The organism is Arthrobacter sp. UYNi723 (genome assembly GCF_054057635.1).
The window spans coordinates 20700-45057 of record NZ_JBSRZM010000028.1; the positions used below are offsets into that span (position 1 = coordinate 20700).

A 24358-nucleotide genomic window follows, 5' to 3' on the forward strand; every position below is an offset into this window, starting at 1 on the left:
ATGCAGGGTGCTGTTATTCCTAAGCTACACGGGGACGGTGACAGTGATCGAACTTGTCGTCCCCGGCGACAGGACGTTGATGCCCGCATCGACGGCAGCAGCCAGGAGCTCGGCGTCATACGCCACCATTAAGTCGGACTGCAGCCGGATGGCTGCGGCCAGATGTATGGCGTCGGCGCTTCGGAGCTTGCCGGGCAGGGCCGCCGCGTACATAAGGTCCGAGCGGGCAAGATCGACCAGGTTGATGGCTCCCACGACCGTATTGACGGTCTCGCCGGGAAATCCGCGGTGATGGGCCGCGCAATGGAGTTCTGTATGGAGCAGCATCGAGGCCACCAGCTGGTGGCCCTGGGCTGCCGCGGTTGAGAGGTATTGGGCGGCCGCGGATGATTCTGGCTCTTCGACCACCAGCTTGAGGACAGCCGACGTGTCCAGGTAGATGATCACCGGTCCCCGCGGAGGTCAGCCAGGATCTCAGCCGTGCCGGCTTCGGACGGGACGCGCGGCAGCGTCTGGAAATCGACCGGCCCCTTGGCGGCTGGACGTACCTGGCCCGCCAGCAGCAACCGCTCAAAGGGCGACGCCGACGGCGGGATCAAGGTTGCGGCGATCTCGCCGTTGTTCGTGACGTCGATGGTTTCGCCGTTCTTAACGCGCTCCAGGATTCTGCTGCTCTGGTTGCGCAGTTCCCGGTGTGGAATGGTCGCCATGGTTACCTCCGTAGCAAGCGTAGCAATCTGTGCGCCCGAGGGTAAGGATCACCCACTGCGGGTTTCGGGAGGCTCGGTTTCGACAGGCTCAACCACCGTGGGTTTCGACAGGCTCAACCACCGTGGGTTTCGACAGGCTCAACCACCGCCTGCTCCCAGTGCCGCCGGAGCAATTCAGCCAGCCGCTCGGGCTCGATCCGGTGTGGCGGATCGAAATGGTGGCGCTTGGGGAACACTTCCAGGTGGAAGTCCGGGAAGAAGACCCTGGACAGCCGGCTGGCGATATCGCCGTAGTCATGGGGATTGCTCAGGCCGCCCAAGGCGAAGTAGACGGGCTGGCGAAAGGCAGCCAAACGCGCCCTCTCCAGGTCATAGTTTTTGAAGGTTCGCAGGAACGCCCTGATACCCGCCGGCCGGTTGGCCATCCACGGCGGCGGGGGATCCGGCGGCGGCGGAAGGACGACGTCGGGCTTAACTCCGAGCCTCATGAAGGCGGGCATGAACTGTTCCGGCGGGAGTGTTTCCAGCTGCTCGTACTTCTTTCGGAGCTCCGTGTACGCAGGGCTCCAGTCCCAGTTCCCGGCCCAGGCAGGTTCCAGCAGCGCCAGGCTCAGCAGCCTGCCAGGGTGCTTGGCAGCGAACGCCAGCGCCGCCGCGCCGCCACCTGAATAGCCCGTTAAGTGGAACGTCTCCCATCCCCGGGTATCGGCTTCGCGCAGCACGCCGTCGATCTCTGTGTCCAGGCTCCAGTCCGCCGGCGGCCCATCGTCCGCGTAGAGCTCGAGATCCTTGGCGATTGCCTGGATATCCGGCCCGAGGGCTGCGATGAGTTCGCCGAAGGCGGCCTGGGCGGGGAGTACAGCACCCGGTAGAAGGATGGCCCGAATTGGTCCCATGGGAGAACGGTACGCCTGGGTTTCGACAGGCTCAACCACCGGATCTTGGAGGCTCAACCAAGCGTCTCGGTGGCCGGTGGTAAATGGTTCGGAAAATCTCCTGTACTGTTGATCCTGTTGTTGTGTTTATGCAGTTGGTAGTTCAGGCAGTACGCGCGGTCGAAAGTCCGCGTCTTTCTGAAGTAGCGGTTTTGAACACCCCACACCGGAGGACCCGAAAGTCGGGACTTTTCCTCCACCTTCACGAAGGACAAAAATAATGGCTACTGGTACCGTCAAATGGTTTAACGCTGAAAAGGGCTTCGGCTTCATTTCCCCCGATGACTCCTCACAGGACGTTTTCGCTCACTACTCCGCGATCGCCTCTTCCGGCTTCCGCTCACTCGAAGAGAACCAGAAGGTTTCCTTCGAAACCGAGCAGGGCCCCAAGGGTCCCCAGGCCGTCAACATCCAGGCACTCTAATTCTTTAGAGATTCTGGGGCCTTAGGGTTTCATTTTCAAAACAGGGCCGGTCATCTGACCGGCCCTGTTTTTGTTAACCCGGATGTGCTGATCGCATCGTTCCAGCACAGAGAGGCCGCGCATTTCCGTGCCAATATCAAAACGCCGACTCAGTCCGCTGATCCGCACGTACCTCAATTTCAGCCGCTCCGCCCAGGCAGAGGCCAGAGGCCCTGGCGAGCTCAAACCAGTGGAGCCCGCCGCCCGTCCGGACGGGGCGCCCCTGCTGGGCGACGACCAGGTCTACATCATGAAGTACGGGACGGACTACCACCCGGCGTGGTGCCAGGTCACGGCCAACAGCTGGGACCACGCCCCCAGAAGACTGTTCGTGACCCCATTGGCCGCCGTCGGGGAGCGGACCCGGTGCACGGAATGCGACCGGCACGCGAAGGCCGCCAGGGCGTCAGCTGCGCAGGAACACCACGTCCGCGCTCTGCCCACCACGGAACCCGCACCGCCTGACGCCGTGATCCCGCTGAAAGTCATGGGGCTGGCGCATGGAATCCTCTTCCTGGCGGCAGAGCAGGAATATCGGGAACGCCTTCAGGAAACAGCCGTGGAGCGGGCAACCCCGCTGTACGTGAACGGGCGGCGGGATGGCATGGTGGTACGGCTGGACTGCTCCCGCGACGAACCACTCGTGGTTGTCCAGATGGACCCCCGCGCCACGTTCCGGAATGGTCCGTACCAGGTGCGCCTGCGTCATCCGCTGCGGCGGGCGGCCACCAAACCCTATGCCGTTGAGTCCGTTGAGTCCGTTGAGCCTGCACTATGACGGATCCCCGGACGCACTCTGGCAGGATGGCACGCATGCAACTTTCCGGAACCGTCCACGCCTTCGACCTCCGGATCAGCATCACGGACACCGAACCGCTGATCTGGCGGAGGCTGCAGGTCCCTTTGACACTGACGGTTCCCGAGTTCCACCTCGCTGTTCAGGCCGCCTTCGGCTGGGAAAACAGCCACCTCTACGCCATCCGCGGCGTGGACAGGGCCGGAAAGGCGCGGGAGATTGTGGGTCCCCACGACCTCACGGAAGATCTGGACGCAGAACCGGCCGTCGGCGTTGTACTTTCCGAACTGCTGGATCCTCAAAAGCCGGGAACCGCACTGGAATACGAATACGACTTTGGCGACAGCTGGACGCATCACGTGGAGCTGCTTGGTTCAACGGACCTTCCGGCCGGGGAACTGCTGTGCGTTGATGGAGCCAACCGCGGACCGGTGGAGGACTCCGGCGGACCGCACGGCTACAAGCGACTGCTGCAGATCGTCTCGGACCCGGAGCATCCGGAACACTCGGCGGCGAAGTACTGGATCTCCGGCGTAACGGGCGAGTATGGCAGCCACTTTGCACCCGCCGAATTCGACCGCCGGGCCGCCAACCGAAAACTCCGGCTGCTCAGCCTCCAATGGTGGCCGCAGCCCCTCACGGACGAGGAGCGCGACGCCGTGTTGCTGCCGGTCCGCTGGCTGTTGGAAAACGCCGCTCCGGACGGCCTGGAACTCACCAAGGACGGCTACCTGAAGCCCGCCATGGTCAAACGCGCCATGGACGAGCTCGGCTGGAGCGATCCCATCATGGGCAAGGGCAACCGCGAGACGCACGCACGGCCGGTTCTCGAGCTCCGGCTACACCTCATCGACTGGAAGCTCCTGCGGAAGTTCAAGGGCAGGCTGGTGCTCACGCCACGCGGAAAACGCTGCCTGGAACGGCCCGCGGAGCTGTGGGACTACCTCGTGGATGCCGTCGGCCATCAGGAGCACGACGCCGTCCGGCTGGTCACCCGCGTCCACACGGACTGGCATCTCAGTGGCATCGCGCCCACGTGGAACCGCGAGATGGAGGCGATCCGCGGCGTCATGCTGGCCGCCGGGTTTGTTACCCGGTCCGGCCATCCCATCCCGGACGAGTGGGTCAGCGACATCAACCGCGTGGTGCGGCGAAACTTCAAGTGCCTGCACCTGATGGCGCCCAAAGTGGGGCCTCTTGACAGGGCACTGCTAACCGACGGCGGCGTGAAGTTCATGCTGGCGGTCCAGGCTGTGGGCCGCTCGGTTTAGGTTTCTACAGGCTCAACCACCGGAGGTTGGCAGGCTCAACGCCCGTCACTCGTCCGGGTTTGGATTGCGTACGTCCTTTTCGCCGATATCGGCAGCACCGAGGGCGGCCGCGGCTGGGCTATGCGTGGTTTCGTGCGCGCGGACGCTGAGCTCGGGGTGGTGGAGGTCCAGGGCGGGACGTTCCGAACGGATCCGGGGCAGGGACATGAAGTTGTGGCGCGGCGGCGGGCAGGACGTTGCCCACTCGAGCGAGGCTCCGAAGCCCCACGGGTCATCCACCTCGACGCGCTCCGTGCTGCGCGACGTGATGTAAACATTCCAGAAGAACGCAATTGTCGAGGCGCCGAGAAGGAATGACGAGATGGTGGAGAACTGGTTCATCCAGGCGAAGTTGTCCTCCACCAGATAGTCCGCGTAGCGGCGGGGCATGCCCTTGACACCCAGCCAGTGCTGGATCAGGAAGGTCCCATGGAAGCCCAGGAACAGCATCCAGAAGTGGATCTTTCCGAGGCGCTCGTTGAGCATCTTGCCGGTGAACTTTGGCCACCAGAAGTAGAAGCCTGCGAACATCGCGAACACCACGGTGCCGAACACCACGTAGTGGAAGTGCGCCACCACGAAGTAGGAATCGGAGACGTGGAAGTCCAGCGGCGGTGAAGCCAGGATGATGCCGGTCAGGCCGCCGAAGAGGAAAGTGATGAGGAAGCCGAGGGCCCACAGCATGGGAGTCTCGAACGTCAGGGAGCCGCGCCACATGGTGCCGATCCAGTTGAAGAACTTCACGCCGGTTGGCACCGCGATCAGCATGGTCATGAAGGCGAAGAACGGCAGCAGCACCGAACCGGTCACGTACATGTGGTGCGCCCACACGGTCATGGACAGGGCTGCGATGGCGATGGTGGCGTAGACAAGGCCCTTGTAGCCGAAGATCGGTTTGCGGCTGAAGACCGGGAAGATCTCGGACACAATGCCGAAGAACGGCAGCGCAATGATGTAGACCTCGGGGTGGCCGAAGAACCAGAACAGGTGCTGCCAGAGAATAGCGCCGCCATTCTCCGGGTCATAGATGTGGGCACCGAACTTGCGGTCCGCCCCCAGTGCGAACAGGGCCGCGGCCAGCGGCGGGAATGCCATGATCACCATGATGGCCGTGACCAGTGTGTTCCAGGTGAAGATGGGCATCCGCCACATGGTCAGGCCCGGGGCGCGCATGCAGATGATGGTGGTGATGAAGTTGACCGCACCCAGGATGGTGCCGAATCCGGACAGCGCCAGGCCGAAGACCCAGAGGTCACCGCCGATGCCAGGGGTGAAGGTGGTGTTGTTCAATGGCGCGTAGGCGAACCAGCCGAACGCCGCAGCGCCCTGCGGGGTGATGAAGCCGGACACGGCGATGGTGGAGCCGAAGAGGAAGAACCAGAAGGCCAGGGCGTTCAGCCGCGGGAACGCGACGTCGGGAGCGCCGATCTGCAGCGGCATGATGACATTGCCGAAGCCGGCGAACAGCGGGGTGGCGAACATCAGCAGCATCATGGTGCCATGCATCGTGAACAGCTGGTTGTACTGCTCTTTGGTCTGCAGGACCTGCATGCCGGGTTCGAAGAGCTCGGCCCGGATCAGCAGTGCCATCACTCCAGCCATCAGGAAGAACACAAACGAGGCGATCAGGTACATGTACCCGATGACCTTGTGGTCGGTGGAGGTCATCCAGCTGACCACCATGGCGCCTTTGCGCCGGGGTACTACCGCAGGAGCAGCAGTTGCGGCGGTCCCTATTCGTGAATGTCCGGTGGTGGCCATCTTTCACCTCACAGATACTTCTGGACGGCAGGTATGGGCCCTTTGCATGAGCCTAATTGCAGGCTACTCAGGAAATCAGGGGGCGGGAAGGGTTTCTCCCCACCCGTTCCCTAACCTCGCAAGCTCGGCCAGGGAACCCTGCGGGTGTGGGCCCAGCTCAACCACCGGGTCAGTGCAGGCCCATCGCGTTCCGGACCTCGTCCAGGATGTGGTGGACGGCGGTCTCCGCCCCCACCGCGTCGCCGCGGGCCACTGCGGCCGCAACATCCTCGTGGGCCTGTAACGCTTCGTTCCGCGGTTTGAAGGGCATCAGGCCTTGCTTGGTCCGGCTGGTGAGCACCTCGGCCACCATGCCTTCCAACGCTGTGAACATCTCATTGCCGCAGCTTTGGAGCAGCAGGCAATGGAACTCGATGTCCACCGCCAGGAACGCCTCAAGTTCGCCGGCTTCGCCCAGCCGCCGCAGCTCCGCAGCCAGGGCAACCAGCTTGGCCCGTTCCGCGGCGCTCGCCCGGCGGGCAGCACCTGCGGCTGCAATGGGCTCGATGGCGATGCGCAGCTCCGTGAGGCTGCTGTACTGGATGTCGCGCCGGACAGAGCCAAGGCGCCAGCGCACCAGCTTGGGATCGAAGACATTCCACAGCCTGCGCTCCTGGACCACGATGCCCACCCGCCGGCGCGAATACACCAGGTTCATGGACTCCAGGACCTTCATGCTGTCCCGCGCAACGGTGCGGGAGATGCCGTACTCCTGCTGGAGGCCCTCAAGGGTCAGCCGGCTGCCCGGAGGAAGGCTCCCTGCCGCGATGGCAGAGCCAACCGCCTCGAGAACGCGTTCATGCATGGCGGGGGAAGCCCCGCCGTCGTGCGCGTCATCCGCGTCCGGTGGTGTCGCCGTCGACATCTTTCCTGCTTTCGTCTGCGCCTGTGCGCCCTCCAATCGTACCGACAAAGTCCCAAAGGTATGACTTGTGACACCAAAAGATACTATCTATGGCTCGAAATGGTGATACCTTATCTCCCGGCGCAGTTCCCTGTGAGGTGCGCCATGAGCTTTCTTCATTTAGCCAACGGCGTCTTCTTCGGAGGTAAAACATGCAGTATCCAGCCACGCACCTGGTGGTGATGGGCGTTGCCGGTTCCGGCAAGTCCACCATTGCGGCTGCGCTTTCCCAGCAGCTTGGCTGGGCCTGTGCCGAAGCGGACGAGTTCCACCCCCAGTCAAATATCGACAAGATGACCCAGGGCATTCCCCTGCAGGACGGGGACCGCTGGCCCTGGCTGCAGGAAATCCAGGACTGGATGACCGCAAATGCCGCTGCCGGGAAGAGCACCGTGCTCACCTGCTCCGCGCTCAAGCAGAGCTACCGTCAGCTGCTCTCCGACGCGCAGGGCCGGGTCCTGTTCATCCACCTCGACGGCGGGGCCGACCTGATCGGCCATCGCATGCAGGGCCGCGAAGGCCACTTTATGCCGCCCACCCTCCTGCCCAGCCAGCTGGCCACCCTGGAGCCGCTGACCGGCAACGAGCTTGCCGCCGGCAGCCTCCGCCTGGACATCTCCAACTCCCCGGAGGAGATCGTCGCCGCCGTGCTGGCTGGCCTCGAGCTTCCCGCGGGTCTGGAGCCGAGCGCCCACATGGAGCCCAGCGCCAGCTGAGCCGGCGCCTGCTGAGCCGGCCCAATTTTCCCCAATCCCCAAGTAGTTCTGTTTCAAAGGAGAACCATGGTCATCGAAGGATGGACCCAGACGCTGGGCGCAGGCCCCCTGCTGCTCATCGCGGCTGCGGCAATCGCCGTATTGCTGTTTCTGATTATCAAGCTGCGGATGCACGCACTCGTCGCCCTGATCGTGATCAGCCTCGCGACGGCATTCGCCACCGGAATCCCCGCCAACCAGGTGGTTCCGGTGCTGATCAACGGGTTCGGCACAACCCTGGGCACCGTGGCGCTCCTGGTGGGACTGGGCGCAATGCTCGGGCGCATCGTTGAGACCAGCGGCGGCGCCAAGGTGCTGGCCGACTACCTGATCGGCGTGTTCGGCGAAAAGCGTGCCCCGTTCGCCCTGGGCCTTGCCTCCCTGATCTTCGGCTTCCCCATCTTCTTCGATGCCGGCCTGGTTGTCATGCTGCCTGTCGTCTTCGCCGTGGCCCACCGCCTGGGCGGGGGAGTGCTGCGCTACGGCCTCCCGGCCGCCGGTGCGTTCTCCGTGATGCACATTTTTCTGCCGCCGCACCCAGGCCCGGTCTCCGCTGCCGCCTTCTTTGATGCCAACATCGGCCTGGTCCTGATCGCCGGCCTCATCGCCGCCATCCCCACCTGGTACGTCACCGCCTACCTGTTTGGCCTCTGGACCGGCAAGAAGCTGGTCCTCCCGGTGCCGGAAATCCTCGGCCACGCCAGCGCCGAGGCCGAGTCCCACCCGCCGCGCTTCCGCACCATCATCGGCCTGCTGCTCCTGCCGCTCGTCCTGATCTTCATCAACACCGGCCTGAACACCCTGGCGTCCTCCGGCGTGCTTTCCGACTCGGTCAAGAGCGAGCAGTGGTTCCAGATCCTGCGCACCATTGGTGAAACCCCCGTAGCCCTGCTGATCGCCGTCCTGGTAGCCGTGTTCGTCCTGGGCGCCCGCCGCGGCAAGGACGCCGGCGCCATCGAGAAGCTGCTCGAATCCTCGCTTGGCCCGGTCTGCTCCGTCATCCTGATCACGGGCGCCGGCGGCATGTTCGGCGGTGTCCTGCGAACCTCGGGCATCGGCGCGGCACTCGCCGATGTCCTGGGCAACCTGGGCATCCCGTTGATCCTGGCCGGCTTCCTGATCTCCGCCATCCTGCGCATCGCCCAGGGTTCCGCCACCGTGGCCCTGACCACCACCGCGGGCCTCATCGCCCCGGCCGTGGCCACCGCCGGACTGACCGGTATGCAGGTCGCCGCGCTGGTTATCGCCGTGGCGGCCGGCTCCGTGGTGGTCTCCCACGTCAACGACTCCGGTTTCTGGCTGGTGGGCCGCTTCTTCGGCATGGACGTCAAGACCACCCTGCGGACCTGGACCGTCATGGAAACCCTGATCGGTGTCATGGGCTTCGCCATCGCCGCGGTCCTGTTCCTGCTCGCCGGCGTGGCGGGTTAGCGAACCGACTCCAGCCACGGCTGACTGAAGTACGACGGCGGGGCGTCCAGAGAAATTCTGGCCGCCCCGCCGTCGTGCTTGACTTCGGTGGTTGAGCTTGTCGAAACCCCGGGTTTCGACAAGTTCAGCCACCGGCGCCTACTTGCGCGGTTTGGCTGCCTTGGGCGCTTTCGGCGGGAGCCCCGCGACGTACTCGAAGGCCTTCTCCACCCACGCGCTTGCCCGCGCGTCGTCACCCTCGCCCTCGGCGTTCCACACCTCCGGCAGCCCGGTGTAGCCGCCCATGGGCCGCTCCGCCGGGCCGAACGGGACGGTCCGCTCGGAGCTTTCCAGCTCCTGCCGGTCGGTGTCGGACAGCTTCACTCCGATGGTGGAACCGAACAGTCCGGCGAACATGTTGCCGTTCACGAAGGCGCCCAGGTTGCCGAACATCGGCTTGACGACTACTTCGGGGTTGTCCGGCACTACTGAGCGGAAGCGCTCCTTGGCTTCGTCGGACGCTTTGGCCATCTCCATGTGGCATTCTCCCAGGGTTGCGGTGTGATTCCTTGTGCAGCTTATGCCCGCCCGGGCGCCGTGGACAGAATTTCCGTACCGCTAGGCTTGCAGGAGTCCGCACTCACCTCCCAGGTTCCCACCTCAACCAAAGGACACCCCTTGACCCAACGCACCATCGTGATCACCGGCGCCAGCGACGGCATCGGCGCGGCAGCCGCGCGGACGCTGACGCAGGCAGGCGACCGGGTGGTCGTCGTCGGCCGTTCCGAGGAGAAGACGCAGGCCATCGCGAAGGAGCTGAACGCGGACTACTTCGTCAGTGACTTCGCCGAGCTGGACCAGGTGCGTACGCTCGCCGCGCAGCTGAAGTCCGACTACCCGCGTATCGACGTCCTGGCCAACAATGCCGGCGGCATCTTGGGCAAGCACCTGCTGACCGTGGACGGTAACGAGTCCACCTTCCAGATCAACCACCTGGCGCCGTTCCTGCTCACCACCGAACTGATGGATGTCCTCACCGCCAGCAACGCCAAGGTCATCAACACCGCCAGCGCGGCCAACGGCTTCGGCAAAATGGACCTCTTCGACCTCAAATCGGAGCACACCTACTCCACCAACCGCGCCTACGGCACCGCCAAACTCGCCAACATCCTCTTCACGTCCGAGCTGCACCGCCGCTTCGGCGAGCAGGGAATCACGACGGCGGCGTTCCACCCGGGCGTGGTCCGCACCAACTTCGCGGCGGACTCCACCAGCCCCATGCGGCACGCCTACAAGACCCTGCTCAACCGCTTTATGCTCACGCCGGACCAGGGCGCCGACAACCTGCTCTGGCTCGTCAACGGCACCGCCGGCACCGACTGGATCTCCGGCGCCTACTACGCCAAGCGCGCCCTTGCCAAGGCCAACGCCCAGGCGTACGACGCCGAGCTGGCGCAGGGTCTGTGGGAGGCCAGCGAGGCGCTCATCGCCCGCTGAGCCGGTTTTGCAGGGGCGCCGGTCCAGGCCTGAACCGAGTCAGCGTGCCCGCTCGACGTCAGTGGCGCTCTCTGCCTGTCCCTTGGAGCTGAGGCCAGCGACCACGCCGTCGATATCGGCGTCGGGCCGGTTCTGGCTCAACTTGGCCTTGGCTTCGATCCTTGTAATCACCAGTTCAATGCCCACGATGCCGCGAAGCTGGCCGGAGATGTAGCGCTCCGGCGCATCGTCCACGCTCCACGGGTGGTCAAAACCGGCCTCGTGGACGCCGGTGAGCCGCCTGACCTGGCCGGCGAGCCAGGCCGGGTCGTCATGGATCACGAGATGGCCGTACACGTGCGCCGTCGAGTAGTTCCACGTAGGCACAACGCGGCCGTGCTCGGCCTTCGACGCGTACCAGGACGGCGAAATGTAGGCGTCCGCGCCCTGGATGATCATCAGGGATTCCCCGCTGGCCGGTTCGGACCACTGGGGGTTGTTCCTGGCGACGTGCGTCTGCAGCGCGCCGTGCTCGCCCACCGAGGAATCGTAGACAAACGGCAGCAGCGTGGCGATCAAGCCTCCTGACGTCATGGTGACCAAGTTGGCGGCGCCCGGCCGGGTCAGTAGTTCATGGATGGCGTCGGGGCCGGCTTCAAAATGGACTGGCGTGTACATGGGACTAATCCTTTGTTGGCTGGAGGGATTTGGTTGTGCGGAGGCCGGCGGCGTGAGTTGAGGCTGGCTTGAGCCGGACCCGGACGGCGGCCCCTGCGCAGAGGATCACAGCAAGGCCGCCCACCATGGTGGGCAAAGTCAGCGACTCGCCGAGCAGGAGGCCCGCCCAGCAGATGCTCAGCACGGGCTGGACAAGCTGGATCTGGCTGACCTGGGCCATGGGGCCAATAGCCAAGCCGCGGTACCAGGCGAAGAAGCCGAGGAACATGCTAACCACGCCGAGGTAGGCAAAGGCCAGCCACTGCACCGGTGTGCCCGACGGCGGCTGCTGCGCCACGGACAACGCCGCCAGGAACACCATCAGCGGCGACGCCAGAACGAGCGCCCACGACACCGTCTGCCAGGCGCCGAGCTCACGGGCCAGCAGGCCGCCTTCCGCGTAGCCAATGGCCGCGGCAATGACCGCGCCGAGGAGCAGCAGATCGGCCCAGTGCAGCTGCCCGAACCCGCCGGACTGCAGGGAGCCAAACGCTATTGCGGCCAACCCGCCCACGCCGGTGATGAGCCAGAACGCCAGCGGGGGATGCTCACGCCCCCGCAGGACAGCCACGGTCGCCGTCGCGGCGGGCAACAGGGCGATCACCACTGCCCCGTGACTGGCCGGGGTGTTGGTGAGCGCAAAGGAAGTCAGCAGGGGAAACCCGACGACGATGCCGCCGGCCACGACCGCGAGGCGGACCCACTGCGTGCCGCGGGGTAGCCGCTGCCGGGTGAGGGCGAGCGCGAAGGCGGCGAGGATGGCAGCTACCACCGCACGGCCTGACCCGATAAACAGCGGCGACAGGGACTCGACGGCCACCTTCGTGAACGGAACCGTGAAGGAGAACGCCGCTACTCCGATGAGACCCCACCAGAGGCCGATGGGCTGACGGGACGGTATCACTGGCGGTAAAAGCGTAGTAGCGCTACTATTGTCTCTCATGAACAACGATAGCAGTTCCCGGATTGTGGCGCACCTGAAGAAATGGATTTCTTCGGCCGCGCCCGGTGCGAAGCTGCCGTCCACGCGCTCGCTGGTGGCCGAGTACCAGGCCAGTCCCGTCACGGTGCAGAAGGCCCTGCAGACGCTCACGGCACAGGGGCTGATCGAGAGCCGGCCCGGCGTGGGGACCTTCGTGCGCGCCGTCCGGAGCGCCCGTCCGTCCGACTACGGCTGGCAGACGGCGGCCCTCCGTTCCCCGCTGGCGCCCCCGCCCCCGGCGTCCAGCACCATGCGCAACGTGGCCAACGATGCCATCTCCTTCCACTCCGGCTACCCGGACCGCGAACTCCTGCCCGAGCGGCTGGTGCGGGCCGCCATTGCCCGGGCAGCCCGCGGTGACGCGGCTTTGTTCCGTCCGCCCGCAGCCGGAATGCCGGAACTGCAATCGTGGTTCGCGCACGAACTCGGTGCCTCGACACCGGCCGGGACCACCCCGCCGAACCCGAGCGACGTCGTCGTACTCCCCGGAAGCCAAAGCGGGCTGAGCTCCATCTTCAGCGCGCTCGCGGGCCGCGGACAGCCGCTGCTGATGGAATCGCCGTCCTACTGGGGTGCCATCCTGGCAGCGGGGCAAGGCGGCGTGCGCATTGTCCCGGTGCCCAGCGGACCGGACGGACCGGACCCGGCGGAACTGGCCCGAGCCTTTGAGGAGTCCGGCGCGCGGCTGTTCTACGCGCAGCCCAACTACGCCAACCCCACTGGCGCGCAGTGGTCTGCTGAACGGCGTGAACAGGTCCTGGACGTGGTGCGCGCGAAGGGCGCGTTCCTTGTGGAGGACGACTGGGCGCACGACTTTGGCATCAGCTCCAACCCCGTGCCCGTCGCCTCCCGCGATGACTCCGGCCACGTGGTCTACCTGCGCTCGCTGACCAAGAGCGTGTCACCGTCGATCCGGGTCGCCGCGGTGATCGCCCGCGGTCCGGCACGGGAGCGCATCCTGGCGGACCGGGCGGCCGAATCGATGTACGTCAGCGGGCTGCTCCAGGCGGCAGCGCTCGACGTCGTGACGCAGCCCGGGTGGCAGACGCACCTTCGCAGCCTCCGCCACCAGCTCGAGTCACGCCGCGACCTGCTGGTCACCAGCCTGCGCCAGCACGCCCCGCAGGCGCACATCGAGCAGGTGCCCAAGGGCGGCCTGAACCTGTGGGCGCGGCTGCCCGACGGGACCGACCTCGAACGGCTGACCCGCGACTGCGAAAGCGCCGGGGTGATCATCGCCGCGGGAAACGAATGGTTCCCGGCCGAACCAGCAGGCCCGTTCATCCGGCTTAACTACTCAGGGACGAATCCGGGCGCCTTTCCCGAGGGCGCCCGGATCATCGGCCAGGCAATCGAACGCAACGCGTCCTAGAACTCAGCCGGCCAGTTCGGCGCAGACGTCGGTTACCGTGCCGCTACCCGAAAACATATCTCCTCGTTCCGTTCCGTCGGCGTTGAGGATCCAGCTGACGGTACCGATCGTGAAGAACACCCCCACAGGATGTCCGTTGGCCTTGGGGACCGTGATGACGTTGCGTCCCGTCGCTGTAACGTACTGGCCGCCATCGGAGAGCGTCTCTGTGTGTGTCACGCCTGTGGCGCCCTGATAGGTTACAGACTTCCCTGATTTAGCCGTGACAATGATACTCAAGCCAGGCCAGATGATCTTCCCCCTGTCACCGGGCAGTGCGATGGACCCTACCTTGCCGTCAGCCGTGAGGACCACCTTGAAGCCCGGGCATGGCACGGTGAATGAGCCAGCAATCGGCCCGGGAGTAGCGGCGGCAACAGCCGGGGGCGCAGGGGCGACCAGGGCGGCTGCAGCCAAGGCTGCAGGGGCCAATGCGCGGGTAATCGTGGTTTTCATGGGATTTCCTTTCGAACGTATATCGGATGGGTGACTCAAGCGTGGCTCCCGGGGCTTAACCGGTCCTTAATCGCTGCCGGGACTCTGGACCCTCTGCCCGCCGCAGGAGCATGATGGGGTTGATGCGGCTCCTCGGGGCCCATCGCGTGTCAGGGCGGGCGCAATGGGGTCGCTGGTCGATGAGTTCCGCAGTACCGGGCCGGTCAGGTCCGGGCCAGCGGCCGGTCGGTGAGGGGTGCTTGGCGATGGGCGCACTGTGGATCAGGACCCTGGGCCCGCTGGAAGTCGTTGCCGACGGCACACCGGTCAGCGTGGGCAGCGGGAAACTTCGGATAGTCCTGGCGTGCCTTGCTCTGCGGGCTAACTCGGTGGTGCCCACTGACTTCCTGGCCGAGGCAGTCTGGGAGGGCCGGCCACCCTCCCAACCAGGACCACAACTGCAGGTGTACGTGGCCAACCTCAGACGCCTGCTCGAGCCCGGCCGGTCCAAAGATGTGGCTTCCCAACGGCTGGCCAGCCGGCCCGGCGGCTACATCCTGACAGCCACCGAAGACGAACTCGACTTGCTGCAGTTCCGTGAGCACGTTTCCGCCGGGGAGCGGGCTGTTCAGTCGGGGGATTTGGCAGGCGGAGCAGAATATCTGCGTCACGCCATGGAGCTCTTCAAGGGGTCCGCCTTCCCTAACCTTGCCGACGTCGAACTTCTGGGTCCGGATCTGGACGAGCTGGAAGAAGCCCGGCTGGACGCTTATCAGGACCTCATCGACGTCGAGCTCGCTTTGGGCCGGCACGGCACGTTGGTGGGGGAGCTGCGGCGACTGGTTCAGCGGCATCCATACCGGGAACGCCTGTGGGGCTCACTTGTGCTCGCCCTGTACCGTTCCGAGCGGCAGGCGGATGCACTGGCTACATGCCGTGAAGCGCGCGGCATCTTCGCGGCAGAACTGGGTATTGATCCCGGTACGCGCCTGCGGGAACTGGAAACGCTGGTGCTGCGGCAGGATGGGTCGCTCGCTGCCCCCGCCGCCGACGGGCACCGCGGGATCAGGCAACGGCTGGACAACCTGCCGGCCGAACTCACTCCGATGGTTGGCCGGGAAGCAGAGCTGGGGGAAGTGTGCTCCCTGTACCGCTCGGAGGGGTGCCGGCTGCTGACCGTCACGGGTCCGGGCGGGACGGGAAAAACCCGCCTCGCGTTGGCGGCCGCCGCCCGGCTCGGTGAGCGGATGGCCGACGGCGTGGGCTGGGTTAATCTGGCCCCGCTCACCCAGGTGCAGCAAGTTCCAGGCGCCATCGCCGCGGCCCTTGGCCTGGAGGACTGGGGCGGTGAAGATCCGCTGAAGGTCGCGTCCCGCTTCCTGCGTACCCGCCGGCTGCTGCTGGTCCTGGACAATTTCGAGCATCTGGAGGAGGCCTGGCCGGTGGTGCTGGATATGCTCACCGCAGCCCCCGACCTCCTGATCCTGACCACGAGCCGGAGACGCCTCGGGCTGCGCGCAGAGTACGAATATGAGCTCTCGCCACTGGCCCTGCCGCCGCTCGACGCGCCCCTGCCTCCGCGGCTGTTACGGGAGGTGCCGGCCGTGAAACTGCTCCTGGCCCGCGGCCGGGCGGTCCGTCCGCATTTCGACGTTGACCATGCCAATGCGGCCGTGCTCACCCGGCTGTGCCACCGGCTGGACGGCCTGCCGCTGGCCATTGAACTGGCGGCCGCGCAGTTGCGGCACCGCAGCGAGAGTGCCCTCCTGGAGGACCTTGAAGTCAGTCTCGCCGCGTTGCCTGCAGCGTTCCGCGACCTTCCGGCCCGCCAGCGGACGCTGACGGCCACGATCGCGTGGAGTTACGAGTTGTTGGGCGGGGCGGAGCGAGAGCTTTTCGACCAGCTCGGCGTCTTCGCTGCGGATCCGACCATGGCGGCAGTCAGCAGCATCTGTAGGGTGCCGCCAGACACGGAGCCTGTGGGCAAAGACCTACTGACGGAAGACGTGCTGACCGCGCTCGCCCGGCACAGCCTGCTGCGTCGCTACACCGATCCCGCAGGACAAAGCCGGGCGTCGTTGCTGGATTCGATTCGCGAGTTTGCCCGCGACCGGCTGTGCACGCTCGACAACCCCGCGACGGTTCGACGCCGGCACGCCGAGTACTACCTCGGCCTCGCCGAGGCTGTCGGCCCCCGGTTGTGGGGGCACGACCAGGTGGAAGCCTTCCGGCTGTTGCAGTCCGATGCCCTCGACCTCCGAGCGGCGCTGCTGTGGGCGGCCGGTCCGGATGGTTCAACGGAACTGGCCCTCAGGCTTATCGGGCAGCTTTGGCATTTTTGGCAGCTGACAGAAGACGTGGCGGAGCAGTGCGGAATCGCTCTAGGGCTGATTGAGCAGGCTACGGATGTTCCCAAGGACCTCCAGGCCGCCGCATTCAGTGGAACTGCCACCTTCTGCTGGATGACCGGCCGCAATGGAAAGGCGAAGCGCCTCCATCAGCGGGCCCTGGAAGCCTTCCGGCTCGCCGGTAACGAAGAAGGTGTCGCCTGGAGCCTGTCGTGCCTGGCAGTTCAGGCCATGCAAGATGACGACTTTGGGGCGGGACAGCAATTTGCGGAAGCGGCCGTACGGTCACCCAACGCCAGCCCACGAATCAAGGCGGCTGCCCTCACCAACCTTGGTCTGGCTTCGTTCTATGCCGGCGACTACACACGGGCAATTGATTCCTGCCAACGGAGCCTTGAGCTTGCGCGGCCACTTGGGGACAGATGGCTGCTTGGCATAGCGCTGGTTAATCTGGCCGACAGCACCCGTCAGGCTGGAGACGTCAACGCTGCGGAGCGGCTCTTGAACGAGGCAGTACGTTCTGTCGTCGAGCTTGGTGCAGAGACCAACATTGCGACGTTCCTTGAATCACTTGCAGACGTCTACGTTGAGCAGGGCCGTCATGAGCGGGCGATCCGAGTTCTGGCTGCCGTCCACGCCTACCGTGGAGACCGTGGGCTGGTGCTCAGCGCTCCGGAACAGCGTCGAGTGGAAGGGATCATCAGCCGCGCCCGATCCCAGGCCGGCCCCATCCCGTTCGGTCTCTCCTGGGCGCGAGGCCAGTCGATGACTCTGACTCAAATCGTCCAGGAAGTCCTTTAGAGCGTTATTCGCCCAGCAGCCCATAGGTGCTGACGACGTTGCCCTTCGTGGTCCGGTACTGGTCCCTCAGGCCGAGCCGCGTCACCGGGTCGCCGTCCTGGAACAGCTTCCTGCCGCTGCCGGCCACCACTGGGTGGGTGATCAGGGTCAGCTCATCCAGCAGCCCGGCGAACAGCAATTGGCGCACCACGGAAATGCTGCCGGTGACGGCGATCTCGCCGCCGTCGCGCTCTTTCATGCCCGCCACGAATTCCTCCAGCGGTCCCTCGATCAGGTGGGAGTTCTGCCACTCGAGCGGTTCTGTCAGCGTCCGGGATGCCACGAACTTCTCCACCGGGTTGATGAAGCCGGCGAAGTCCTCGTCCACCGATGCTGTGGGCCAGTACCCAGCCCATTCCTGGTAGCTCACCCGGCCAAGCACCACGGTGTCCACGCTTTCCATCATGCGGGTCAGGGGGCGGTTGTCATCCACGGTATTGGCAATGCCCGCAGCATGGAAGCCCCGACCGGTGGTTGAGCTTGAGTCCGTCGTTGGTTGAGCTTGTCGAAACCTGGATCTCGACAGGCTTGATCACCGGTCTCGCCTGGCCGCAGTTACGTTCGTCACCACCCCCTGCGTGTTGCGCGAATCCGCGGGCCGGCAGCCGCATACTGGTGTTCATGCGGCCTCTCACCGCACCCGGCCAGGCAGGAGGAACATGCATGGAAACCCTGAAGAAGATCGTACGCAACCAGTACTTCCCCGCGGCCGCGGTGCTGACGGCGGTGTTGCTTTTCTGGATCATCGCCATGTTCGGCGGGCTCTCCCTGCTGAACAACAACCAGCCCCCCATGGCCACGCTGACGTGGATGCTGTTCGTCTATGCCGCGGCTGTCCTGACGCCGCTGGCAGGCATCCTGGCCGGTGTGGACCTGGTCCGCCGCTGGCGCCGCAACCGCATGTACGCGTTGGTTGAGCTGGAACAGGACGGGACCGCCGAGTACGAGGCCGCGCAGGAAGAAACGTTGCAGGACGCAGAACCAGCGCACGAGCAGGTTCAGGAGCCCGCAACGCAGGCTGAGGCCCCGGCACAGCCCGCCGAGCCCGAAGCCCCAAAGCAGTCCGCGCCGAAACAGCCCGCACAACACCGCCCGGTAACCCAGCAGCAGCCCGTCAAGCGCCATCCGGTGCAGCAGCAGCCTGCTCAGCAGCAGCCGGCCAAGAAGCAGCGCAAGAAAGCCGCGTAGCCGCTACTGCATCGCTAGCTCCACCCGGTTCCGGCCGGCGGCCTTGGCCGCATAAAGCGCGACGTCGGCCTCGCCCAGGAGGGTATCGGCGTCGGCCCGGTGCTCGGCGGTGAACGCGGAAATCCCGGCGCTCAGCGTCAGCTGCCCCAGCGGATCCCCGGAGTGGACAATCTCCAGCGCGCGGACACTGTCCAGCGCCCGCTCCATAAAGGCCCTGGCGCTCAGTTGTGACTGGTTCGGCAGCACCAGCAGGAACTCCTCGCCGCCGTAGCGGTACACGCCGTCGCTCTTGCGCGCCGCGCCCACCAGCGCCTCCGCCACGGCCCGCAGCGCGAGATCGCCCGCCTGGTGCCCGTAGATGTCGTTGTAGCTCTTGAAATGGTCCACATCGCACATGGCCACGCAGTATTCCTCCGTGTACCGCTGGCTGCGCGCATGCAGCTGCTCCAGGTCCTCGGAAAGCTTGAGCCGGTTGTGCAGGCCCGTCAGCGGATCGGTCCGCGCCTGCTGCGACAGCACCTTCCGGTAATGCGCCAGGTCCGCGTGCAGCGTTGTCACCCGCAGCGCCACCAGCAGCCGGGCATGCAGGACAAACGGATCCAGCGGCTTGGTGACGTAGTCGTCCGCTCCGGCTTCGAGCCCGGCGAGCACATCGTCCCGGGACCCCTGCGACGTCAGCAGCACGATGTACGTGTACAGGTCCGCCCCGCGCGCCCGGATGGCACGGCATAGCGCCAGCCCATCCATCCCGGGCATCATCCAGTCCGTCACGACAACATCGGGCTGGTGCTCCAGGTACAGCGCCCACGCGTCGTCACCGTCGGCCGCCGTCAGGCAGTCATGCCCGTAGCGTTCGACGGCGGCGCGGGCCACCAGGAGCGAGCCCGGATCGTCATCCGCCACCAGGACTTTCACTGTGCCACCTCCAGCGCTAGATCGAGTTCAAAGTCCACGCGCACAAGCTCAGCTTCCAGCCGGCTGACCAGCTGCCGGCCGCCGTCGAGCTTTCCGCTGCGTCCCAGGTCCTCCAGCTCGCCGCACAGGCTTGCGACGGCGGTAGCCCCGATGTTGGCGGCCGCACCCTTCAGAGCGTGCGCCGCCTGCGCCAGGGCCGGCCCGCCGCCGTTGTGCACCGCTTCGCGCAGCGCCGCGAGCCGCGCGGGAACGTCCTTCCGGAACGCCTCTGTCGTTGCGGGCAGCAAGCCCAGGCCGTCCTCCGGGCCGAGGCCGCGCAGCATGGCGAGCCGGTCCGCATCCAGCGCGGGAGCACCTCCACCGGTGACGGCCAGCAGCAGGGGAGCCACCTGCTGGGGAGATTCGTGCTGGGGAGCCTCCTCCCACTGAGGCGCCGCCGGCTCCGGCGGCGCAGGAACCTCCGTGGCCTGCTCGGGGACCCAGCGGGCCAGGGCGGCTTCAAGCTCGGCGGCGTCCACCGGTTTGGAGAGGTAATCGTCCATGCCGGCGGCGAGGCGCCGTTCCCGGTCCCCGTCCAGGGCGCCGGCGGTCATCGCGATGATGGGAAGATGGCCGGCCCCTCCGTCGCGCCGGCGGATGACGCGCGTGGCCTCGAACCCGTCCATCACCGGCATGTGGCAGTCCATCAGGACGGCGGCGTACCTGGTCTTTGCAGTGGCGGCCACGGCCTCGGCGCCATCGGCAACCACGTCCACCGCGTAGCCGAACTTGGTCACCGTGGCGCGGGCCACCAGCTGGTTCACCTCGTTGTCCTCCACCACCAGGATGCGGCCGCGGGACGGCCCCCGCAGGGACGACGCAGAGGACGACGCAGAGGACGGCTCAGAGGACGAATTAGGGGACGATTCAGGGGACTGCTCAGCTTCGGAAGGCCCGGACGGCGAGCCGGCCGAAGGCGCCGGGGCATGGTGTTCACTCGTGGACATCAGCCGGACCAGGCGGTTGTAGAACTCGGAGCTGCGGACCGGTTTCATGAGCCATTCGCGGACTCCGGCGTCGGCGATCTCGGCGGCGTTGACCTGCATGGTGGACGTGAGCATGATCAGCTCGATGTCCGCCAGTGCGGCGTCGGCCTTGAGTTTGCGGGCCAGCTCCAGGCCATCGGTATCAGGCATGCAGAGGTCCAGCACGGCCAGGTGGAAGGGCACCCCGGCTGCTGCGGCTTCGTGGGCGCGGGCCAGCGCGGTGCGGGCATCCGGCACGGCCTCCGGCTGCAGCTTCCAGCCGCGCAGCTGGGATTCCAGGACGAGGCGGTTGGTGGCGTTGTCGTCCACCACCAGGACGCGCAGCCCGGTAAGGAAACCGGCGGCCGGCACGGGATCCGTGGACGGCGGGGCCACAGGCACGGGGATACGGAACCAGAACGTGCTGCCCTCGCCCAGAGAGCTGTCCAGCCCGATCTCGCCGTCCATGGCCTCAGTGAGCCGGCTGCAAATGGCCAGGCCCAGGCCGGTGCCGCCGTAGCGCCGGGTGGTGGATGCGTCCGCCTGGGAGAAGGATTCGAACAGGCGCGCGTGGTGCGAAGGGTCGATCCCGATGCCCGTATCGCGGATCTCGAAGCAGACCATGGCGGTGGCCCCCGGTTGCGCGTCAGGTGTCTCCGTTTTCACGCGGATGGACACCTCGCCCGTCGCCGTGAACTTCACGGCATTGGAGGCGAGGTTCAGCAGGATCTGGCGGATGCGGCCGGAATCGCCGTGCAGCCGTGCCGGAACGTCGGGTTCACAGTAGGCGATGAGCTCCAGGTTCTTGGCCTGCGCGGGTTCGGTCAGCAGGCCTGCCACTTCCTCAACGAGGAGGCGTGGGTCGAAGGGCCGGGCGTCCAGATCCACCTTGCCGGCCTCCAGCTTGGAGAAGTCCAGGATGTCGTTGATGAGGGCCAGCAGCGCCTCGCCGGCTCCCTTGACGCCCTGCGCGTACTGCTTCTGCGTTTCGTCCAGGGGCGTCTCCAACAGCAGCGCGGTCAGCCCCACCACGCCGTTCATGGGCGTACGGATTTCATGGCTCATGGTGGCCAGGAACTCGGACTTGAGCCGGCTGGATTCCAGCGCAGCCTCCCGGGCCGCCTGCAGCTCCTGTTCGGCAGCACGGCGCAGGGTGATGTCCCTGGCTATGGACGCGACTCCGCGGAGCGTCCCACCTTCCCGGATAGGGGAGATGGTCACGGACACGGGAATGACCACGCCGTCCCTGCGCAGGTGTTCGGTTTCGAAGCTCATGGCCTCCCCGCTATCGCGGAGGTGCATGAAGACTTCATCGCTTTCAGTGCTCCCCGGAGGCAGGAGAAGCTGGACCACATCACTGCCGATCGCTTCCGCGGCTGTGAAGCCGTACTGCTGTTCTGCTCCCGGGTTCCAGCTGGTGATGATGCCCTCCGGCGTGGTGCTCAGGATGGCGTCCCTGGAGGAGTTCACGATCGCGCCCAGGCCCTCGAGCTCCGCCGTCCGGGCCGCCACTTCCTGCTCCAGCCCGGCGGTTAGGGTGATGTTCTCAATGACGATCAGCACCTGCCGCACCAGCACGAAAACCAGCGTTGCCCTGCCCACCACCAGCAGGAAGGGACCCAGTTCGTTGACGTGCGGGGCTGCAAGCATCATCACGGCGGCCAGGAGCGGCGCGTACGGGAGGAGCTCCAGAGCCAGCGCATAGGCTTTGCGGTCCGGCCCCGGGTTCTCCGCGTAGGGCAGCAGCGGTGCGAGGGCAATCAAAAGAAACGCCACGATCCATCCGAGTGCGAGCGGCGAACCGGTCACTCCGAAGATGCCCTCGAACGTCAGCCGCACGTAGATGCTGTCCGTGACCGTAAGTACCAGCAGCCCGCCCCCGAAGCACAGCCAGGGCAGGCGCTCACCGGGCTGCCGGCGCATCGCCAGCGCCAGGACAAGCGAGGTGATGATCACGTCCACCACGGGGTAGGCCATGCCCGTCAGGCGGGCCAGGAGGTCCCCGCTGTCGGAGCTGAACGCCGCGCTGAGGACCGTGTACCAGCTGACCACCAGGACCGAGCCGGCGATCACGGCGGCGTCCATCACCGTCCGGAACATCGCCGTCCGGCTGCCGGCCTGCCGCTTGAAGCTGAAAAGTGCGATGACGGCCGGCACCGGATAGGCCAGGAACAGGGCATCGGCCAGCGAGGGGAAGGGGTACACGTGGTCGTTGCTGAGGCCGTAATAGGTCCACACCGTCTGGCCGGCCGCCCAGATGAAGGCTCCCGCGGCCATAAAGCCCCAGGCCTTGGCGTTCACGCCGCCGCGCAGCGCAGCCCGGCCGCAGCTGGCACCCGCGAGCAAGGCCGCGAAGAGGATCGAAAAATCACCGGTCACCAGGGCCGGGAGAGTGCCATTGTTGGCACTCAAGTAAAGCCCAAGCACGCCCAGCACCACGGCAGCAAGCAAGATCAGCCAACCCAGTTTGGCCTTGCTCCTGCCGATGGCGGGACGTCGCTCCAGGAGACCAGTCTGAGACACGCGGATCCCTCCCCATAGGTGCGCCCGTCACCCGTAAAAGCTGAGACCCGGGCCCGCCCGAGACCTGGGCGGAGACGCATCCCTATGATATCCCTCACAACTCAAGAAGGACCGTACTTCCCGTCCACATGAACCACCTGCCGGCCCGCGCGCTGCAGCAGGCTCGCCGCCACCCCGGAGCGATATCCGCTGGCGCAGTGCACCCACACCGTGCCCGCCGGAATCTCGGCCATCCGCCCCAGCAGCTCATGCAGCGGGATGTTCACCGCCCCGGCGAGGTGGCCGGCGTCGTACTCCTCCGTCCGGCGCACATCCAGCACCACGTCCCCGGCACTGCGCCCGTGTAGCAGGTCTTCCCACCCCACACGCGCATAATGCACGAGGGCGGTGCCCGGCGCGAGTGCCGACGGGTCCGTTCCGAGGGCGGCGTCGGGGGAGTCGATGCCGATGCGGGAGAGGTCCCGGATGGCCTTTTCGACGTCCTCCTCTGACCCCACCAGAGTGAGCTGCTGGTTCCACGGCAGGACCCAGCCCAGATACGCGGTGAAGCTGGAGCCGCGGCCGTACTCGAAACTCACCGAACCCTGCAGGTGACTGCTGGCGAAGGCCACCCGGTGGCGCAGGTCCACCACCCATTCGCCGTCCGCGAGCCGGCGGCTGAGCTCCTCCGGATCCACGGATTCCGGCACGGTGAGGTCCGCCTGCCCCGGGCCCTGCCGGTTCGCGGGGGCAATGTGCGCGTAGTAGGACGGGTAGGCCGTCAGGTTGCTGATGAGCTCCCGCGCAAAGTGGTCCTCATCGGCGTCCGTGAAAGCGTGGTTGTTTTCCTGCTGTTCGGCGATGGTGGACGATCGGGCGCTCGACGCCGGCCCGGACGAACAGAACGAGCCGAACCCGTGCGTGGGGTACAGGGCTGCGTCCGGCTTGGCCTCTGCGGCCAGGCGGCGGACCGAGGAGTACTGGGCGTGGGTGAGGTCTTCGGTGTCCTCGTCGCTGACCAGATCCGTCCGGCCCACGGACCCGTAGAGCAGGCTGCCGCCGGAGAACACCGCCTGGTCCTCGCCATCGCTGACCACGTAGCTGAGATGGTGGTGGGTGTGGCCGGGCGTGGCCACGGCCTTCACGGTGAGCCGGCCCACCTGGACCGTGCCGCCGTCGGCTATTGGCGTGCGTTCAAACGCGACGTCGTCGTTTGCGCTGACGAGATACTCGGCACTGTGCGTGTGGGCGAGGATGAGCCCGCCGGTGAGGTAGTCGTTGTGCAGGTGGGTTTCGGCAACGTGGGTGATCCGGACGTCGGCTTCCGCGGCCGCGGCTTCCACGCGGTCCGTGTCCCGTTGCGGATCGATGACCAGCGCCACCTCGCCGTCGTGGACCAGGTAGCTGCGGTCCCCGAGCGGCCGCGTTTCGATGACAACGACGTCCATAGGTTCATT

At 66.1% G+C, this 24358-nt stretch carries 22 protein-coding genes; 9 read left to right on the forward strand and 13 right to left on the reverse strand.

The window, feature by feature from the left end; genetic code table 11:
* Positions 1-24: 24 nt before the first annotated feature.
* The 3 genes from ACVWY0_RS18290 to ACVWY0_RS18300 form a co-directional block, all read right to left on the reverse strand.
* Positions 25-447 (reverse strand): type II toxin-antitoxin system VapC family toxin, encoded by a 423-nt coding sequence (locus ACVWY0_RS18290; RefSeq protein WP_485837929.1) that lies wholly within the window; start codon positions 445-447, stop codon positions 25-27.
* Complete coding sequence (locus tag ACVWY0_RS18295; protein WP_485837930.1) at positions 444-710, reverse strand: type II toxin-antitoxin system Phd/YefM family antitoxin; 267 nt, start codon at positions 708-710, stop codon at positions 444-446. The genes ACVWY0_RS18290 and ACVWY0_RS18295 overlap by 4 nt, the downstream gene beginning before the upstream one ends.
* 113 nt (positions 711-823) lie before the next feature.
* The gene (locus tag ACVWY0_RS18300; protein WP_485837931.1) at positions 824-1606 is read right to left on the reverse strand and encodes an alpha/beta fold hydrolase; all 783 of its coding nucleotides are present in this window, start codon (positions 1604-1606) and stop codon (positions 824-826) included.
* A gap of 259 nt (positions 1607-1865) precedes the next feature.
* On the opposite strand from ACVWY0_RS18300, the gene ACVWY0_RS18305 reads away from it, so the two are divergent.
* From ACVWY0_RS18305 to ACVWY0_RS18315, 3 genes are all read left to right on the forward strand, one after another.
* On the forward strand, positions 1866-2069 hold the full coding sequence (locus ACVWY0_RS18305) for a cold-shock protein (RefSeq protein WP_024365339.1): 204 nt from the start codon (positions 1866-1868) through the stop codon (positions 2067-2069).
* Positions 2070-2196: 127 nt separating this feature from the next.
* The gene (locus ACVWY0_RS18310) at positions 2197-2886 is read left to right on the forward strand and encodes a hypothetical protein (protein WP_485837932.1); all 690 of its coding nucleotides are present in this window, start codon (positions 2197-2199) and stop codon (positions 2884-2886) included.
* 35 nt (positions 2887-2921) lie between these two features.
* A complete protein-coding gene (locus ACVWY0_RS18315; RefSeq protein WP_485837933.1) occupies positions 2922-4175 on the forward strand; it encodes a plasmid pRiA4b ORF-3 family protein in 1254 nt (417 codons plus the stop codon).
* A 45-nt stretch (positions 4176-4220) separates the two neighbouring features.
* Here ACVWY0_RS18315 and ctaD read toward each other — a convergent pair whose 3' ends face one another.
* Together ctaD and ACVWY0_RS18325 are read right to left on the reverse strand one after the other, a co-directional pair.
* On the reverse strand, positions 4221-5975 hold the full coding sequence (gene ctaD / locus ACVWY0_RS18320) for an aa3-type cytochrome oxidase subunit I (protein WP_485837934.1): 1755 nt from the start codon (positions 5973-5975) through the stop codon (positions 4221-4223).
* 169 nt (positions 5976-6144) lie between these two features.
* Positions 6145-6879 carry a FadR/GntR family transcriptional regulator gene (locus tag ACVWY0_RS18325; RefSeq protein WP_485837935.1) on the reverse strand — a complete coding sequence of 245 codons (735 nt, stop codon included), beginning with the start codon at positions 6877-6879 and terminating at the stop codon, positions 6145-6147.
* Between the two features lie 191 nt (positions 6880-7070).
* On the opposite strand from ACVWY0_RS18325, the gene ACVWY0_RS18330 reads away from it, so the two are divergent.
* Together ACVWY0_RS18330 and ACVWY0_RS18335 are read left to right on the forward strand one after the other, a co-directional pair.
* A complete protein-coding gene (locus ACVWY0_RS18330; protein ID WP_485837936.1) occupies positions 7071-7634 on the forward strand; it encodes a gluconokinase in 564 nt (187 codons plus the stop codon).
* A gap of 66 nt (positions 7635-7700) precedes the next feature.
* The gene (locus ACVWY0_RS18335; RefSeq protein ID WP_485837937.1) at positions 7701-9104 is read left to right on the forward strand and encodes a GntP family permease; all 1404 of its coding nucleotides are present in this window, start codon (positions 7701-7703) and stop codon (positions 9102-9104) included.
* Between the two features lie 138 nt (positions 9105-9242).
* Here the strand turns inward: ACVWY0_RS18335 and ACVWY0_RS18340 are convergent, their stop codons facing one another.
* Positions 9243-9620: a TfoX/Sxy family protein gene (locus ACVWY0_RS18340; protein WP_485837938.1), complete on the reverse strand. Its 378-nt coding sequence runs from the start codon at positions 9618-9620 to the stop codon at positions 9243-9245.
* A 141-nt stretch (positions 9621-9761) separates the two neighbouring features.
* Between ACVWY0_RS18340 and ACVWY0_RS18345 the strand changes: the two genes are divergently transcribed.
* Positions 9762-10580 carry an SDR family NAD(P)-dependent oxidoreductase gene (locus ACVWY0_RS18345; protein ID WP_485837939.1) on the forward strand — a complete coding sequence of 273 codons (819 nt, stop codon included), beginning with the start codon at positions 9762-9764 and terminating at the stop codon, positions 10578-10580.
* A 39-nt stretch (positions 10581-10619) separates the two neighbouring features.
* Here the strand turns inward: ACVWY0_RS18345 and ACVWY0_RS18350 are convergent, their stop codons facing one another.
* Together ACVWY0_RS18350 and ACVWY0_RS18355 are read right to left on the reverse strand one after the other, a co-directional pair.
* A complete protein-coding gene (locus tag ACVWY0_RS18350) occupies positions 10620-11237 on the reverse strand; it encodes an FMN-binding negative transcriptional regulator (protein ID WP_485837940.1) in 618 nt (205 codons plus the stop codon).
* Positions 11238-11241: 4 nt separating this feature from the next.
* Positions 11242-12219, reverse strand: a complete 978-nt coding sequence (locus ACVWY0_RS18355; RefSeq protein ID WP_485837941.1) for a DMT family transporter — start codon at positions 12217-12219, stop codon at positions 11242-11244.
* On the opposite strand from ACVWY0_RS18355, the gene ACVWY0_RS18360 reads away from it, so the two are divergent.
* Positions 12218-13630, forward strand: coding sequence for an aminotransferase-like domain-containing protein (locus ACVWY0_RS18360; protein ID WP_485837942.1), 1413 nt, complete (start codon positions 12218-12220; stop codon positions 13628-13630). The genes ACVWY0_RS18355 and ACVWY0_RS18360 overlap by 2 nt on opposite strands.
* Before the next feature lie 3 nt (positions 13631-13633).
* Here ACVWY0_RS18360 and ACVWY0_RS18365 read toward each other — a convergent pair whose 3' ends face one another.
* Complete coding sequence (locus ACVWY0_RS18365; protein ID WP_485837943.1) at positions 13634-14125, reverse strand: hypothetical protein; 492 nt, start codon at positions 14123-14125, stop codon at positions 13634-13636.
* A 245-nt stretch (positions 14126-14370) separates the two neighbouring features.
* Between ACVWY0_RS18365 and ACVWY0_RS18370 the strand changes: the two genes are divergently transcribed.
* Positions 14371-17253: an AfsR/SARP family transcriptional regulator gene (locus tag ACVWY0_RS18370; protein WP_485837944.1), complete on the forward strand. Its 2883-nt coding sequence runs from the start codon at positions 14371-14373 to the stop codon at positions 17251-17253.
* Between the two features lie 4 nt (positions 17254-17257).
* On the opposite strand, the gene ACVWY0_RS18375 is transcribed toward ACVWY0_RS18370, so the two are convergent.
* Positions 17258-17818, reverse strand: a complete 561-nt coding sequence (locus ACVWY0_RS18375; RefSeq protein WP_485837954.1) for a dihydrofolate reductase family protein — start codon at positions 17816-17818, stop codon at positions 17258-17260.
* Between the two features lie 137 nt (positions 17819-17955).
* Here ACVWY0_RS18375 and ACVWY0_RS18380 point away from each other — a divergent pair, with 137 nt between their 5' ends.
* Complete coding sequence (locus ACVWY0_RS18380; RefSeq protein ID WP_485837945.1) at positions 17956-18480, forward strand: hypothetical protein; 525 nt, start codon at positions 17956-17958, stop codon at positions 18478-18480.
* A 3-nt stretch (positions 18481-18483) separates the two neighbouring features.
* Here the strand turns inward: ACVWY0_RS18380 and ACVWY0_RS18385 are convergent, their stop codons facing one another.
* The 3 genes from ACVWY0_RS18385 to ACVWY0_RS18395 all read right to left on the reverse strand — a co-directional run bounded on the left by ACVWY0_RS18385 (position 18484) and on the right by ACVWY0_RS18395 (position 24349).
* Positions 18484-19395 (reverse strand): GGDEF domain-containing protein, encoded by a 912-nt coding sequence (locus tag ACVWY0_RS18385; protein ID WP_485837946.1) that lies wholly within the window; start codon positions 19393-19395, stop codon positions 18484-18486.
* Positions 19392-22922, reverse strand: a complete 3531-nt coding sequence (locus ACVWY0_RS18390) for a response regulator (RefSeq protein WP_485837947.1) — start codon at positions 22920-22922, stop codon at positions 19392-19394. Before ACVWY0_RS18390 ends, ACVWY0_RS18385 begins: the two co-directional genes overlap by 4 nt.
* A gap of 101 nt (positions 22923-23023) precedes the next feature.
* Positions 23024-24349, reverse strand: a complete 1326-nt coding sequence (locus ACVWY0_RS18395; protein WP_485837948.1) for a rhodanese-like domain-containing protein — start codon at positions 24347-24349, stop codon at positions 23024-23026.
* Positions 24350-24358: the final 9 nt, after the last annotated feature.